This is a genomic window from Stenotrophomonas sp. YJH_SMC_91 (genome assembly GCF_059368495.1).
On sequence record NZ_JCAFRT010000003.1, the window covers coordinates 102,085 to 115,981 of the forward strand.

12 protein-coding genes are annotated in these 13,897 nt (G+C 67.7%); 8 read left to right on the top strand and 4 right to left on the bottom strand.

All coding sequences use genetic code 11. The annotated features are described in order from the left end of the window. Nucleotides 1-55 precede the first annotated feature (55 nt). Nucleotides 56-1,276 (bottom strand): MFS transporter, encoded by a 1,221-nt coding sequence (locus AC5P5X_RS06045; RefSeq protein ID WP_059036353.1) that lies wholly within the window; start codon nucleotides 1,274-1,276, stop codon nucleotides 56-58. A gap of 92 nt (nucleotides 1,277-1,368) precedes the next feature. Here AC5P5X_RS06045 and AC5P5X_RS06050 point away from each other — a divergent pair, with 92 nt between their 5' ends. The 6 genes from AC5P5X_RS06050 (at nucleotide 1,369) to AC5P5X_RS06075 (ending at nucleotide 7,851) form a co-directional block, all read left to right on the top strand. Beyond that, nucleotides 1,369-2,286, top strand: coding sequence for a LysR family transcriptional regulator (locus tag AC5P5X_RS06050; protein ID WP_005408112.1), 918 nt, complete (start codon nucleotides 1,369-1,371; stop codon nucleotides 2,284-2,286). A gap of 109 nt (nucleotides 2,287-2,395) precedes the next feature. Then, on the top strand, nucleotides 2,396-2,827 hold the full coding sequence (locus tag AC5P5X_RS06055) for a hypothetical protein (RefSeq protein WP_005408111.1): 432 nt from the start codon (nucleotides 2,396-2,398) through the stop codon (nucleotides 2,825-2,827). A gap of 147 nt (nucleotides 2,828-2,974) precedes the next feature. Beyond that, the gene (gene dusB, locus AC5P5X_RS06060; protein WP_012479176.1) at nucleotides 2,975-3,970 is read left to right on the top strand and encodes a tRNA dihydrouridine synthase DusB; all 996 of its coding nucleotides are present in this window, start codon (nucleotides 2,975-2,977) and stop codon (nucleotides 3,968-3,970) included. Between the two features lie 57 nt (nucleotides 3,971-4,027). Then, nucleotides 4,028-4,855 carry a class I SAM-dependent methyltransferase gene (locus tag AC5P5X_RS06065; RefSeq protein ID WP_005408109.1) on the top strand — a complete coding sequence of 276 codons (828 nt, stop codon included), beginning with the start codon at nucleotides 4,028-4,030 and terminating at the stop codon, nucleotides 4,853-4,855. Nucleotides 4,856-5,017: 162 nt separating this feature from the next. Next, nucleotides 5,018-6,844 carry a DUF7657 domain-containing protein gene (locus AC5P5X_RS06070; protein ID WP_232418950.1) on the top strand — a complete coding sequence of 609 codons (1,827 nt, stop codon included), beginning with the start codon at nucleotides 5,018-5,020 and terminating at the stop codon, nucleotides 6,842-6,844. After that, nucleotides 6,841-7,851, top strand: coding sequence for a glycosyltransferase family 2 protein (locus tag AC5P5X_RS06075; protein ID WP_024957298.1), 1,011 nt, complete (start codon nucleotides 6,841-6,843; stop codon nucleotides 7,849-7,851). Before AC5P5X_RS06070 ends, AC5P5X_RS06075 begins: the two co-directional genes overlap by 4 nt. 58 nt (nucleotides 7,852-7,909) lie before the next feature. On the opposite strand, the gene AC5P5X_RS06080 is transcribed toward AC5P5X_RS06075, so the two are convergent. The 3 genes from AC5P5X_RS06080 to olsF form a co-directional block, all read right to left on the bottom strand. Next, nucleotides 7,910-8,968: a metal-dependent hydrolase gene (locus AC5P5X_RS06080; protein WP_111188847.1), complete on the bottom strand. Its 1,059-nt coding sequence runs from the start codon at nucleotides 8,966-8,968 to the stop codon at nucleotides 7,910-7,912. Nucleotides 8,969-9,106: 138 nt separating this feature from the next. Then, the gene (locus AC5P5X_RS06085) at nucleotides 9,107-9,907 is read right to left on the bottom strand and encodes a UDP-2,3-diacylglucosamine diphosphatase (RefSeq protein WP_060380202.1); all 801 of its coding nucleotides are present in this window, start codon (nucleotides 9,905-9,907) and stop codon (nucleotides 9,107-9,109) included. Continuing rightward, nucleotides 9,904-11,619 (bottom strand): bifunctional ornithine lipid synthase OlsF, encoded by a 1,716-nt coding sequence (olsF, locus tag AC5P5X_RS06090; protein WP_043035374.1) that lies wholly within the window; start codon nucleotides 11,617-11,619, stop codon nucleotides 9,904-9,906. Before olsF ends, AC5P5X_RS06085 begins: the two co-directional genes overlap by 4 nt. A 323-nt stretch (nucleotides 11,620-11,942) precedes the next feature. On the opposite strand from olsF, the gene metK reads away from it, so the two are divergent. Both metK and AC5P5X_RS06100 read left to right on the top strand, forming a co-directional pair. After that, complete coding sequence (metK, locus tag AC5P5X_RS06095) at nucleotides 11,943-13,154, top strand: methionine adenosyltransferase (RefSeq protein WP_005408103.1); 1,212 nt, start codon at nucleotides 11,943-11,945, stop codon at nucleotides 13,152-13,154. Between the two features lie 160 nt (nucleotides 13,155-13,314). Further along, nucleotides 13,315-13,821: an acyl-CoA thioesterase gene (locus AC5P5X_RS06100; RefSeq protein ID WP_005415314.1), complete on the top strand. Its 507-nt coding sequence runs from the start codon at nucleotides 13,315-13,317 to the stop codon at nucleotides 13,819-13,821. Nucleotides 13,822-13,897 lie beyond the last annotated feature (76 nt).

Sequence of the window (13,897 nt, forward strand, 5' to 3'; positions counted from 1 at the left end):
TGCGTGGATGAAGAAGCCCGGGTGTGCAGACACCCGGGCTTTTTTTGTTTGCCTTTCAATGAGGCAGATCCACGCCATGCGTGGATGAGCGAGACCGGGCAAGCTGCCGCAGCAGCAGGCCCGCGACGATTGCCAGCAGCGCCACGGCAGCGGCCACCACGCCCAGCGAGGCAAGCCCGAAGCGTTCGATGGCCCCACCTCCCAGCAGCGCGCCGAGGCCGATTCCGGCGTTGGCCGCGGACACATTCAAGGTTCCCGCCAGCGCCTGCGCCTGCGGCGCCGCACGCATCACCCGCACCTGGCACAGCGGGAACAATGCCGTATGCGCCACACCCCACAGGGCCAGTGCGATCAGCACGAACGTGCCGTGGCCGGCCAGCCCGACACTGGCCAGCACGCCCAGCGCCAGCACCGCGCAGAACACCAGGGTCGCGCCCAGCGGCGCACGATCGACCCAGCGCCCCCCCAGTGCATTGCCGATCAACCCGACAGCTCCGAAGCCCATCAGCCACCAGCCCACCTGTGCCGCCGGTACCTGCATCAGCCGCTCCAGCACATCGGCCAGGTAGGTATAGGCAGCAAACATCGCGGTGAACACCAGCACCGACAGCAGCACATCGCCCAGCAACTGCGGCTGGCGCAGTACTCGTGCCTGTTCGCCCAGCGCGCGCCGCGGTCCGGCCACGGTGTCCGGCATCCACAACGCCAGCGCGCCGGCCATCAACAGCGACAGGGCCGCCAACAGCCAGAAGCTGCCGCGCCAATCGAGGGCGTCGGCAGCCAACGTACCCAGCGGGATACCGAACAGCATTGCGGCGGTGATACCCAGGTAGACCCGCGCGACCGCACGACCGCCCTGCCCTGCAGGGGCCAGCTGCGCAGCAGTCTCACTGGCGGTGCCCCAGAACACCGGCAGGGCCAGTGCCGGCAGCACCCGGGCCAGCGCCAGCAGCCACGGCTGCGTGGCCATCGCGGCCAGCGCGTTGGAACCCGCGAACAACAGCAGGATGGCCACGAACAGGCGGCGCCGGCCGACGTGTGACAGCAGCGCGGTCAACGGTGGCCCGGCCAGCATCACGGTGAACGCGAACAAGGTAACCAGCTGCCCGGCGCGGGCGATGCCCAGGCCAAGGTCGCGCGCCAGCGCCGGCAACAGGCCGACGATCAGGAACTCGGTGGTGACGATGACGAAGGCGGACACCGCCAGCAGGACAACCGAAAGGCGTGCGCGGCCGTTTGCGTGGACAGCGGCCGCGGCGGAATCGAGGGAGGACATGGGCGGGCATCAGAACAGGCGCCGCCAGCCTATTTCCTCCCCGGATTCCGATTACTGCTATGTTTTCCATCGATTCCGGACAGAAATTCCCCATGCTTCCCACCGAGCGCCTGCGCGGCATCGAGGCCTTCGTCGCCACCGCCGATGCCGGCAGCTTCACTGCCGCCGCTGAACGCCTGCACCTGACCAGTTCGGCGGTGGGCAAGACCATCGCACGGCTGGAGGCACGCCTGGGCGCGCGGTTGTTCGAACGCAGCACGCGCCGCCTTCGCCTGACCGAGGCTGGTGAGGGCTTCTACCGCACCTGCGTGCGGGTGCTGGGCGAGCTGGCCGATGCCGAGTCGGTGCTGGTCTCGCACGCAGACGCGCCCGTGGGCCGCCTGCGGGTGGATGCGCCGGCCACCTTCGGGCGCCTCAAAGTCTGGCCGTTGCTGCTGCAGCTGGCCGCCGAGTTTCCACAGTTGCATCCGCAGGTGACCTTCAGCGACCGCTTCAGCGACCTCGCCGAGGACGGCGTCGACCTCGCCGTGCGCATCGGCGGTCCCGAGCCGCTGCCCGCCACGCTGGGCAGCCGCCTGCTCGGTTACGAATGCCTGCGCTTCTGCGCCTCCCCGGCCTACCTGCTTCGGCATGGCCAGCCCCGCTCGGCCGCCGAGCTGGCCGGGCATGACGGTGTGCTGTTCGGACGCGCGGACGGCAGCATCGGGCCGTGGCAGGTGGCCGATGGCAGGCAGCGCAGTACACCGCTGCAGGCCCGCGCGCGCCTGGTGGTTGGCAGCGCCGAGGCCCAGGTGGCGGCGGTCGAGGCCGGCTTCGGCATCGCGCAGCTGGCCACCTGGCTGGTCGATGACGCGCTGGCGCGCGGCAGCCTGGTCTCGATCCTGCCGTCACTGGACTGCCGCGGCCTGCCGCTGCGCCTGCTGTGGCCGCAGGGCCGGCAACGGCTGCCACGCGTGGACGTGGCCCTGGACCGTCTCGGCGCCGGGTTGCAGATCGATCCGCCGCGCTGAGCGAAGCGCCATCGGCGGCGGTCGCATCGAACAGCTGCGACTGCCGGTCGCATTGCCCGCATCCCGCCCCTCACCCACCATCCGCGCAGCGTTTCAGCGTGGGCAGGACATGGACGGATTCCCCTGGTTGCTGGTTGCCGCCGCCGGTAGTGCCATCGCAGCCTTGCTGCATATCGGCTGCATTGCCTTCGGCGCCGCGTGGTACAGGTACTTCGGTGCTGGCCAGCGCATGGTCCGGCTGGCACAGGCCGGGCATTGGTGGCCGCCGCTGATGACCGCCGGCATCACTGCCGTGCTGGTGGCCTGGACGCTGTACGCACTGGCAGCCGCGGGCTGGCATTCGCCGCTGCCGGCCAGCCGTCTGGTCCTGTCGGGCATCGCCCTGCTGTTGCTGCTGCGCGCGGCGATGGGCTTCGGGCTGGCCCTGCTCCGGCCCGGCTACAACGGCCGGCGCTTCTGGGTGGTCAGTTCAGTGGTCTGCCTCAGCCTGGGGCTGGCCTTCGCGCTGGGTACCGGCCAGGCCTGGCAGAGCCTGGGGTAGCCGCCCACCATCGCCCGCCCGTGGGGGCGGCGGAAGCAACCGTCAAGCATCTGCTGATGCCGGTACGGCATGAGGTCGGTGCCGATCGGCCTGAACCGGACCGCGCCCGACGCGGCCGTACCGCCGCGCGCGCCCTACAATGGGCGCATGCAGATCGGCCCGTACACCATTGCCCCCAACGTCGTGCTGGCGCCCATGGCCGGCGTCACCGACAAGCCCTTCCGCCTGCTGTGCAAACGGCTGGGCGCGGGTCTGGCCGCCTCGGAAATGACCATCAGTGATCCGCGCTTCTGGAACACGCGCAAGTCGATCCACCGCATGGACCATGACGGCGAACCGGCCCCGATCAGCGTGCAGATCGCCGGCACCGAGCCGCAGCAGCTGGCCGAGGCCGCGCGCTACAACGTCGACCACGGCGCGCAGATCATCGACATCAACATGGGCTGCCCGGCCAAGAAGGTGTGCAACGCCTGGGCCGGTTCGGCGCTGATGCGCGACGAGCAACTGGTGGCGCGCATCCTCGAGGCCGTGGTCAACGCGGTGGACGTGCCGGTCACGCTGAAGATCCGTACCGGTTGGGACTGCGATCATCGCAATGGCCCGCTGATCGCACGCATCGCCGAGGACAGCGGTATCGCGGCACTGGCGGTGCACGGCCGTACCCGCGACCAGCACTACACCGGCCAGGCGGAGTACGCCACGATCGGCGAGATCAAGGCCGCGCTGCGCATTCCGGTGATCGCCAACGGCGATATCGATTCGCCGCAGAAGGCCGCCTACGTCCTGAAGGAAACCGGCGTGGATGCGGTGATGATCGGTCGCTCGGCGCAGGGCCGGCCGTGGATCTTCCGCGAAGTGGCGCACTACCTGGCCACCGGCGAGGAACTGCCACCGCCATCACTGGCGGAAGTGCGCGACATCCTGCTTGGCCACCTGCACGCGCTGCATGCGTTCTATGGCGAGCCGCAGGGCGTGCGCATCGCGCGCAAGCACCTGGGCTGGTATGCCAAGGACCGGCCGGAGAATGCCGCTTTCCGCGCGGTGGTCAACCGTGCCGAGGATCCGGCCAGCCAGATCGCATTGACCACCGAATACTTCGACCGCCTGATCGCCGGGGAACCGGCGCTGCCTTCGGCGGCCTGAGCCACCAGCCCCGCGTTTGCGAACAGTCGAGCCAGCTCGACGCTACAAGAGCCCACCATGACCCCGCCGATTTCCTCCCCGACCTATCTGCACGGGTTTTCCGGCACCGAGCAGCAGCGCCTGATGACCCAGGCCCGGCTGCTGGAATCGAGCATCTTCGGCCAGATCGACTACAGCGGCGCGCGGCGCCTGCTGGAAGTCGGCAGCGGCGTGGGCGCACAGACCGAGATCCTGCTGCGCCGCTTCCCCGAGCTGCACGTGACCGGCGTGGACCTGAGCGAAACGCAGCTGGCCACCGCGCGCGAGAACCTGGCGCGCACGCCGTGGTGCAGCGACCGCTATACCCTGCAGCAGGCCGATGCCGGTGAGCTGCCGTTCGAGGCACGCAGCTTCGACGCGGCGTTCCTGTGCTGGGTGCTGGAGCACGTGCCGTCACCCGCACGTGTGCTGAGCGAAGTGCGCCGGGTGCTGGCACCGGGTTCGCCGGTGTACATCACCGAAGTGATGAATGCCTCGTTCTTGCTCGATCCGTATTCGCCGCACATCTGGCGCTACTGGATGGCCTTCAACGATTTCCAGTACGACCACGGGGGCGACCCGTTCGTCGGCGCCAAGCTGGGCAACCTGCTGCTGGCCGGCGGCTTCCGCGACGTGCACACCGAGATCAAGACCATCCACCTGGACAACCGCGAGCCGGCGCGTCGCAAGACGATGATCGCGTTCTGGGAACAGCTGCTGCTGTCGGCCGCCGACCAGCTGCTGCAGGCCGGCTCGGTGGACGAGGAAACCGTGGAAGGCATGCGCCGCGAGTTCCGCCTGGTGCAGAACGACCCGAACGCGGTGTTCTTCTACTCGTTCGTGCAGGGCCGCGCGACGGTGTATTGAGGCCTATCCTCGCCACAGGATGGCCTGCGGCTCCGGCGGCAACCGGCTAGAATCCGGCAGTCCCGGCCTCGGAACGGCGCGTGCCGGGATCCCCCTCTATTGCCCTCAGGCATCGGTGTGCGGGTACGTCGCGCATGGATGGACCTTACCTGCGAGCGCATGATGAGTGACAGCGGCCGAACGCCTTTCTCCGCCCATGATGTGAACCTGCCGGGCGGGCTCCCGCCCGGCCAGACGCGTCTGCTCGCCGGGATCATCGCGCTGTTGTGCATTCTCTACGTCGCATTCGCACTGACGCCTTCTTCCTACTCGCTCGCCTACGAGTATCTGGGCCTGGCGCCACAGCAGCCCTTGCTCGGCACCGCGCGCTACATCCGCACCGACGAATGGATGGTGTTCACGCCGTACATCCAGATCGCGGTCAACAACGACTTCGGGCAGGTCAATGCGCACCCGCCGTACCACGAATCACTGCGCACCTTCCAGGCGCTGCCGCTGCTCGACTGGGGCCTGCTGTTCAAGCCCTACCACTGGGCGTTCTTCGTGTTGCCAGCAGCGAACGCCTATTCGTTCTTCTTCATGTTCATGGCCATGGCCTTCCTGAGCGGATGGGCTCTGTTCCTGCGCCAACTGCGGATGCCGGTACCAGCCGCAGTGCTGGTTTCGGCCACGCTGTTCTTCGCGCCATTCGTGCAGGTCTGGTGGACCAGCAATGCCGGTGCCTTCGCGCTGGCGCCCTGGGCTGCGGTGGCATGGCTGGGCATCAGCCATCGCGCGCTGCGCATCGCAGCCAGCGCCTATGCACTGGCGGCATGGCTGATCTCGGTGTCCTACCCGCCTTTCATCATTTCCTCGGTGCTGGCGCTGGCAGTGCTGATACTGGCAGTCCGGCGCGATGCCCTCACGCTTCCACGACTGATCGATGCCGGCATCGCAGGCGCGCTCGCATTGGCCGTGTTCATCGGTTACTTCCACGACATCATCCCGATCGTGCGCAACACGGTTTATCCTGGCCAGCGCCAGAGCGCCGGAGGTGGGGTCGGGCTGACGTCCCTGTTCGCGCACGCCTTCCCGAACCTGATGACCTACCGTTTCGCACCGTTGCCGCTGTTCAAAGCATCCAACGATTGCGAAATCGCGGTGCTGGGCAGCCTGCTGCCGCTGTTCACCCTGGTGCTGGCTGATGGCACACGGCTGCGCGAATGGGCGAGAAGCCACCGCAGCAGCGTGCTGGCCCTCGCCGCTGGCGTACTGCTGATCGCCTGCTGGATCTTCCTGCCCGTGCCCGTTCTGGTCGGCAAGTTGACCGGGCTCTCGATGGTGCCGCCCGCACGCGCGCTGCTGGCGTTCGGCCTGCTGCTCAACATCGGCTGCGCGATGATCCTGGTGCGTTGCGGCGTACGACTGGAGCGCAGGCGTCTGCTGCTGCTGGCTGCGCTGCTGATGGCTGGCAGCGTGGCCAAGTTCCTGTTCGGCGAAGGCCAGTTCAGCCGCCTGCACAGCGCCGCCGATGCGATTCCCTATCTCTGCTTGGCGGGGCTGGCCGTTGCCGCCCGCCGCCCAAAGCTGTCGGCGCATGCGGCCACCTTGGTCCTGGCCACCGCCGCCTTGGCCAATCTGCTGGGCAATGGCTTGTTCAACCCTGTGCAGCCTGCCGGGCCGATCTTTGCGATGGACCGCGCTGCCGTCCTGCACTCCCTGCAAGCCCGGGGCTCAGCCACCACGCCCGAAGGCGCGCTGGTGGCTCCCGGTGGGTTCGGGGCCCTCCTGCCGGGTGTTGGTATTCCCGCCGTGAACCATGTGCTGTACCTGCCACAGATGGAATACTTCCGCCGGTACTTCCCATTGATGCCCGACGAGGCGTTCAATTTCACCTTCAACCGCTACCACCACATCACCGTAGCGCCTGAGGGCGACGCACCGCAGGTGCTGCAGGGGGATCTGGTGGAACTGCCGGCAAAGGCCCTGCTGGCCCACCCAGCCCCATGAGTCCGATGACCACCATTACGCCCTCCGCATCCACGCCGGCTCGGATCGCCGTAATCATCCCCTGCTACAAAGTGACCCGCCACGTGCTTTCCGTCCTCGCGGCGATCGATGATGCGGTAACGGCGATCTACTGCGTGGATGATGCGTGCCCCGACGGCAGCGGCCGCCTGATCCAGGCCGAAGCCAACGACCCGCGCATCGCCGTGCTGTTCCATCAGCACAACCTTGGCGTTGGCGGTGCGATCAAGACCGGGTACCGCGCGGCCATCGCAGATGGCATGGACATTCTGGTGAAGGTCGATGGCGATGGGCAGATGGACCCGGCGCTGCTGATGGACTTTGTCGCGCCGATCGCCGACGGCCATGCCGACTACACCAAGGGCAACCGATTCTGGAACCTGACCCACATCCGCCGCATGCCCCCGGTGCGGCGCCTGGGCAACCTGCTGCTGTCCTTCATGACCAAGGCCTCATCCGGGTACTGGCAGGTGTTCGATCCGACCAACGGCTACACCGCCATCCATGCCAAGGTCGCCAGCCACCTGAAGCTCGAGGCGGTCAGCGACCGCTATTTCTTCGAGACCGACATGCTGTTCCGACTGAACACCGTGCGCGCGGTCGTGCAGGATGTGGCAATGGACGCCCACTACGGCGACGAAACCAGCAACCTGCGCATCGGTCGCATCCTGGGTGAGTTCAGCTTCAAGCACCTGCGCAACACGCTCAAGCGCATTGCCTACAACTATTTCCTGCGCGACCTCAGCATCGCGTCACTGGAGCTGATCGCCGGCAGCAGCCTGCTCGCCTTCGGGGGGCTGTTCGGGCTGTACCACTGGGTGCGGTCGGCCCAGGCCGATGTCGCCACGCCGGTGGGTACCATCATGATCGCCATGGTCGCGCTGATCTCCGGGCTGCAGTTCCTGCTGGCGTTCGTTGGCTTTGACATTGCCAACGTCCCACGCCAGGTGCTGAACCGTTCTATCAAGCTCAACCGCCAACCGCAGTAGAGCCACGCCATGCGTGGCTGCCACTGCCGATGTCACGCCATCCACGCATGGCGTGGATCTACGGGTGCGCCGCACCAGTCCCGGAGGCTGCCGGCTCGTGCCAGATCCGCTGCCACATCGCCGCCAGCCGGCGCCCGGCATCCGCGCGCGCGGCCGGGCTGCTGTAATCCGTCCGCACCTGCTCGGGCGTGATCGGTCGCCACTGCCCGTCGACCTGCTCGGCCACGGCGAAGTTGAAGGTGTAGTCGGGCTCCAGCCCCATGCGCAGGTCGCTCAGCACCAGCCGCCCATCCACCACCTGTGCACGCATGAAGCCCCGGTTGAACCACGTCAGCTGCTGCACTGCAGGGATGCTCCCTGCTTCGCGCAACGCCTGCACATTGGACGCATGGCCTTCGAACTGCATCGGTCCATGGTCGGCCACCAGCGAGCGGTCGCCCACCACGTAGCCGTTCGGCGTCATCGCCACCACGCGCCACAGCAGGGTGTTGAACGGCATCGGCACCGAGAAGCGCGGTGCATCGCCCAGACCCATCGCCGCCAGGCTCTGCTGGGCAGCACGGTCGACCTGGGCCTTTGCGATCAGGCCCCAGCCCAGGTAGCCGCTGCTGACCAGCAACGCCACGCCCAGCACCTTGCCAGCCCAGGGGCGGGCGCGGCCAAACCAGGCCAGCACGCAACCCAGCAGCAGCCACACCGTGTAGCCAAGATCGATGATGAAGACACTGGAACCCATGGTCGGGTGTGGGCGCAGCGGCCACCACAACTGGGTGCCGTAGATGGTGAACGCATCCAGCACGGGATGGGTGACCAGCGCCAGCTGGATCGCCCAGAACCAGCGCACCGGTGACTGCGCGACGCGGCCGTTGCCGAAGCGCTTGAACAACCACCAGATCAGTGCCGCCACCCAGGGCAACACCAGCAGCGAATGGCTGAAGCTGCGGTGCTCGATCATGTTCGCCACCGGGTCGGCGGCGGTGAAGCCCAACCACAGGGCATCGAGGTCCGGCAGGGTGCCGAGCGCGGCACCGGCCAGCAGGGCCGCGCGGCGCTGGCCGGGCGGAGCGATGGCAGCAGCGACGGCGCCGCCGAGCACGATCTGGGTCAGGGAATCCATGGACCGATGCTAGCGGCTTGCGGGCGCGCCGTCTCACTCCCGGACACCGCGTCTGTAGAGTCGACTGCTGGTCGACTGCTCTCCCATCAGGCCGCGGAAACCACGCGCTACGCGCGACAGTCGACTCTACGGAACGGGTTACGCCGCCTGCGACAGCCGCGCGCCCGGCAGTTCCACCAGGGTCTGGCCATTGTGATCGAGCAGGCGCAGCGCGCCATCGTGGTCTTCGGCCAGTGCGGTCAGGCTCTCCACCCAGTCGCCGTCGTTGGCATAGACCAGGCCATCGCGTTCGACCAGCGCCGCGCGGTGGATGTGGCCGCAGACGATGCCATCCAGACCACGCCGGCGCACGTCATCCAGCCCGGCCTGCACGAAGCGCTCGATGTAGCGCTCAGCCGCACCACTGCGCTTCTTCAGGAACTCCGACAGCGACCAGTAGCGCATGCCCAGCCGGCGCCGCACTGCATTCAAGGCCTGGTTGCCGGTGAGGATGCGGTAGTACAGCCAGTCGCCGAATCTCTCCTGCAGGCCACCGAAGTGGGTCACGCCGTCGTACTCGTCGCCGTGCGCGACCAGCAGGCGACGGCCATCGGCGGTCACGTGGATGGCGCGGCGGCGCACCTGCATCGCTGGCAGCATCAGCCCGCACACCTGGCGCAGCGAGGCATCGTGGTTGCCGGGAATGTAGATGATCTCGGTCCCGGCACGGCGCAGCGCGTGCAGGGCCTGGATGACCTCGCTGTGCGACTGCCGCCAGTTGGCACGGCGATGGGCCATCCACCACAGGTCGATGATGTCGCCGACCAGGTACAGACGCTCACAGCGCAGCTGCGAGAGAAAGCGTGCCAGTTCGGTGGCATGGCAATGACGTGAACCCAGGTGCACGTCGGAGACGAACACTGCGCGCCGGTGCGGCGACAGGTTCGCCAGCACGCTCATGCCGGCGTCCCCGCATCGCGCAGGTAGCGTTTGCGCTTGTTCGGCCGGATCGCGCACAGGTCCACTTCGATCAGGCCGTCGATCGAATCGCTGAAGTCCGGGTCGACACCGAAGGCGAGGAAGCGCGCGCCACCGGGTTCGCACAGATCGGTGTACTGGCGATACAGCGTCGGCACGCCGGTGCCGAGTGCGGCCAGGTTGGCCTTGAGCACGTCGAACGCGGCGCCTGCATCCAGCTCGCCAAAACTCGGCGGCGCGGCGAAGTACTGGAACGGGCGGTTCGATTCGGCCAGGCCGGCGGTACCGCCGTAATAGCGCTGGTAGTACGCCACCAGCTGCTCGCGCGCATCGCGTGGCAGCGCCGCGCTGATCGACACGGCGCCGAACAGGTAGCGGATACCCGGCCGGCACTGCAGGTAGGCACCGATGCCCTGCCACAGGTAGTCCAGGCTGCGGCTGCCCCAGTAGTCGGGCACCACGAAGCTGCGGCCCAGTTCCAGGCCTTCGGCGATGTGGGTGATGGCATCGTCGGAATAGCGGAACAGCGACGCGCTGTAGAGCCCGGACAGTCCGTGCCGGGCCAGCGCATGGGCGCCGCGCATGATCCGGTACGCGCCGGCGATGCGCTGCGCGGCCGCGTCCCAGATCACGATGTGCTCGTACTGCGGGTCGTAATCGTCCAGGTCCCGGCTGCGCCCGGTGCCCTCGCCCACCTGGCGGAAGGTCAGTTCGCGCAGGCGGCCCAGCTCCAGCAGCAGCGGCGAATCGGCAGTACAAGTGGCCAGCAGAATCTGCTTGCCGTCGGCGGTCTGGCCCAGCTGGGTGGCTGCGGCAATCCCAGCGGCGACCTGCGAGGGTGGCACCGGCGCCGCCAGCGGCTCGGGGCCTGCGAAGGCAGCGGCATTGCCGGCCGCGCCATTGCGGCCCAGCGCATACAGCGCGCGGCGTACCGACAGCAGCTGCGCGCCCGGGTCACCGCCCTTGCCCAGCTGCATCGGCTCACCGATGCTCAGGCGCAGCGGGCGGCCGCGGCGGGTGAACATCTCGCGCGCCAGCAGCGCGGTGCCGGCCGGCTTGAACAGGGTCGAGGCGCCGTAGAACAGCGCCGAGTTGCGCGCTTCCACCCGTACCGGCAGCACCGGCGCGCCGGCGGCACGGGCAAAGCGGACGAAACCGCGCTGCCAGCGACCATCGCGGATGCCTCGCAGCGAGAGGCGCGAGACCTCGCCGGCCGGGAACACGATCACGCACTGCTCGGCGGCCAACGCCTCCTCCACAGCGTGCAGGCTGCCACGCTGGGCCTTGCCACCAAGGATGCGCACCGGCAACAGCAGGTCCTGCAGTGGCGCAATCGCCCCCAGCAGGTCGTTGGCCACGATCCGCACATCGCGGCGGATGCGGCCGACCGCGTCCAGCAGGGCCAGCGCGTCCAGTGCGCCGGACGGGTGGTTGGCGACGATCAGCAAGCGACCGGTGGCCGGGATCTTCGCCAACGCGGCCGGATCCACCTGGTACTGGCCATCGATGAACTCCAGCCCGGCGGCGACGAAGCCGAATCCGCGCAATCCTGCACTGCGCTGCAGGAATGCTTCGATCTGGTCCAACCGCGACCAGCGCCCGACGCTGCGAAGCAATGGCCGCGCCAGTTGGCCACGACGGCCATGGAACCAATCGGGAAAGCGTTGCTGGAGACGCTGTTCAAGTTCCTGCATGGCGGATCCACTCATGCCCGGCGGCCGTATTGGCCGACAGCCTGCGCCCGGCAGGCGGCAGCCAGATGGCGGTTTCGGGGCAGAACGATGACGGTCGTCCCCGGCCGGAGGGGCCGCAACCGCCCCCCTCGCCACCCGGCCCGCCGTCACACTGGTGGAACACTGGGCCTCGAGGCCGGGGCCCAATCCCGTCAGGACGGCCCTTGCCGGGCCTACGCGGGCTTAACCACCGGCAACCGGTACAGGTTCACAATGCACAGGCGGCGCACCCCGTGTATCATGCGCGCCCATCTTTCCATCCGAATCAAGGGATATTACGCCTGATGTCCAGCTATCTCTTCACCTCCGAGTCGGTCTCCGAAGGCCATCCGGACAAGGTTGCCGACCAGATCTCCGATGCGGTGCTGGACGCGATCCTGACCCAGGACCAGCGCGCCCGCGTGGCCTGCGAGACCATGGTCAAGACCGGCGTTGCCATCGTGGCCGGTGAAATCACCACCAGCGCCTGGATCGACCTGGAAGCCCTGACCCGCAAGGTCATCACGGACATCGGCTATGACAGCTCCGACGTCGGCTTCGACGGCGCCACCTGCGGCGTGCTGAACCTGATCGGCAAGCAGTCGCCGCACATCGCCCAGGGCGTGGATCGCAAGAAGCCGGAAGAAATGGGCGCTGGCGACCAGGGCCTGATGTTCGGCTATGCCACCAACGAGACCGACAGCTACATGCCGGCCGCGATCCACCTGTCGCACCGCCTGGTCGAGCAGCAGGCCAAGATCCGCAAGAAGAAGAACTCGCCGCTGTCGTGGCTGCGTCCGGACGCCAAGAGCCAGGTCACCCTGCGCTATGAAAACGGCGTGGTCTCGGCCATCGACGCCGTGGTGCTGTCGACCCAGCATGCCCCGGGCATCAAGCAGAAGGACCTCATCGAGGCCGTCCGCGAAGAGATCATCAAGCCGGTGCTGCCGGCCAAGTGGCTGCACAAGGGCACCAAGTTCCACATCAACCCGACCGGCAAGTTCGAGATCGGCGGCCCGGTGGGCGACTGCGGCCTGACCGGCCGCAAGATCATCGTCGACACCTACGGCGGCTGGGCCCGTCACGGTGGTGGCGCCTTCTCCGGCAAGGATCCGTCCAAGGTCGATCGTTCGGCGGCCTACGCGGCCCGCTACGTCGCCAAGAACGTGGTTGCCGCCGGCCTGGCCGACCGTTGCGAAGTGCAGGTCTCCTACGCCATCGGCGTGGCTGAGCCGACCTCGATCTCGGTCACCACCTTCGGCACCGGCAAGATCAGCGACGACAAGATCGAGAAGCTGATCCGCAAGCACTTCGACCTGCGCCCGTACGGCATCATCAAGATGCTGGACCTGATCCACCCGATGTACCAGCAGACCGCGGCCTATGGCCACTTCGGCCGCAAGCCGAAGGAGTTCAGCTACCTCAACGGCGAAGGCGAGACCGTCAACGCCACGGCCTTCTCCTGGGAGAAGACCGACCGCGCCGCCGCCCTGCGCGCCGATGCGAAGCTGAAGTAAAGCCGGCGGGTAGAGCCGACCGGTAGAGCCGACTGTTAGTCGGCTGACCTTGAAGAAGGGCCGCGCAAGCGGCCCTTCTGCTTTCTGGTAGAGCCGGCCGCTGGCCGGCTTTTTCATGGCCTCCGGAAACAATCGCGCGGTTGCCGATACAATCCGCCGCATGTCGACCGAACTGAAAACCCACCAGCTGTCCATGACCGTGCTGATGTCGCCGGAGATGGCCAATTTCTCCGGCAAGGTCCACGGCGGCGCCATCCTGCGCCTGCTCGACCAGGTGGCCTACGCCTGTGCCAGCCGCTATGCCGGCAGCTACGTGGTCACTCTGTCGGTGGACCAGGTGATGTTCCGCCAGCCCATCGCGGTGGGCGAACTGGTCACCTTCCTGGCCTCGGTGAACTACACCGGCACCTCGTCGATGGAGATCGGCATCAAGGTGGTGGCCGAGGACATCCTCAAGCGCAGCGTGCGCCACGCCAACAGCTGCTTCTTCACGATGGTGGCGGTGGACGAGGAAGGCCGGCCGACGCCGGTGCCGCCCCTGCAGCCGGCCACATCCGACGAGAAGCGCCGCCAGGCCGCCGCACAGATCCGCCGCCAGCTGCGTCAGGAAATGGAACAGCGCCATCTGGAACTGCTGGCGTCGAACCCGCCGTCGCCGGAGGAATGAGGTAGTGCCGGCCGCTGGCCGGCAACCTCGTGCGTGCCGCCAAACATCATGAGGTTGCCGGCCAGCGGCCGGCACT

Excerpts from the sequence above, each read along its gene's own strand:
- olsF (WP_043035374.1), bottom strand. The coding sequence starts at position 11,619 with ATGCAGGAACTTGAACAGCGTCTCCAGCAACGCTTTCCCGATTGGTTC.
- dusB (WP_012479176.1), top strand. The coding sequence starts at position 2,975 with ATGCAGATCGGCCCGTACACCATTGCCCCCAACGTCGTGCTGGCGCCC.
- AC5P5X_RS06075 (WP_024957298.1), top strand. The coding sequence starts at position 6,841 with ATGAGTCCGATGACCACCATTACGCCCTCCGCATCCACGCCGGCTCGG.
- AC5P5X_RS06055 (WP_005408111.1), top strand. The coding sequence starts at position 2,396 with ATGGACGGATTCCCCTGGTTGCTGGTTGCCGCCGCCGGTAGTGCCATC.
- AC5P5X_RS06050 (WP_005408112.1), top strand. The coding sequence starts at position 1,369 with ATGCTTCCCACCGAGCGCCTGCGCGGCATCGAGGCCTTCGTCGCCACC.
- AC5P5X_RS06045 (WP_059036353.1), bottom strand. The coding sequence starts at position 1,276 with ATGTCCTCCCTCGATTCCGCCGCGGCCGCTGTCCACGCAAACGGCCGC.
- AC5P5X_RS06100 (WP_005415314.1), top strand. The coding sequence starts at position 13,315 with ATGTCGACCGAACTGAAAACCCACCAGCTGTCCATGACCGTGCTGATG.
- metK (WP_005408103.1), top strand. The coding sequence starts at position 11,943 with ATGTCCAGCTATCTCTTCACCTCCGAGTCGGTCTCCGAAGGCCATCCG.
- AC5P5X_RS06065 (WP_005408109.1), top strand. The coding sequence starts at position 4,028 with ATGACCCCGCCGATTTCCTCCCCGACCTATCTGCACGGGTTTTCCGGC.
- AC5P5X_RS06085 (WP_060380202.1), bottom strand. The coding sequence starts at position 9,907 with ATGAGCGTGCTGGCGAACCTGTCGCCGCACCGGCGCGCAGTGTTCGTC.
- AC5P5X_RS06070 (WP_232418950.1), top strand. The coding sequence starts at position 5,018 with ATGAGTGACAGCGGCCGAACGCCTTTCTCCGCCCATGATGTGAACCTG.
- AC5P5X_RS06080 (WP_111188847.1), bottom strand. The coding sequence starts at position 8,968 with ATGGATTCCCTGACCCAGATCGTGCTCGGCGGCGCCGTCGCTGCTGCC.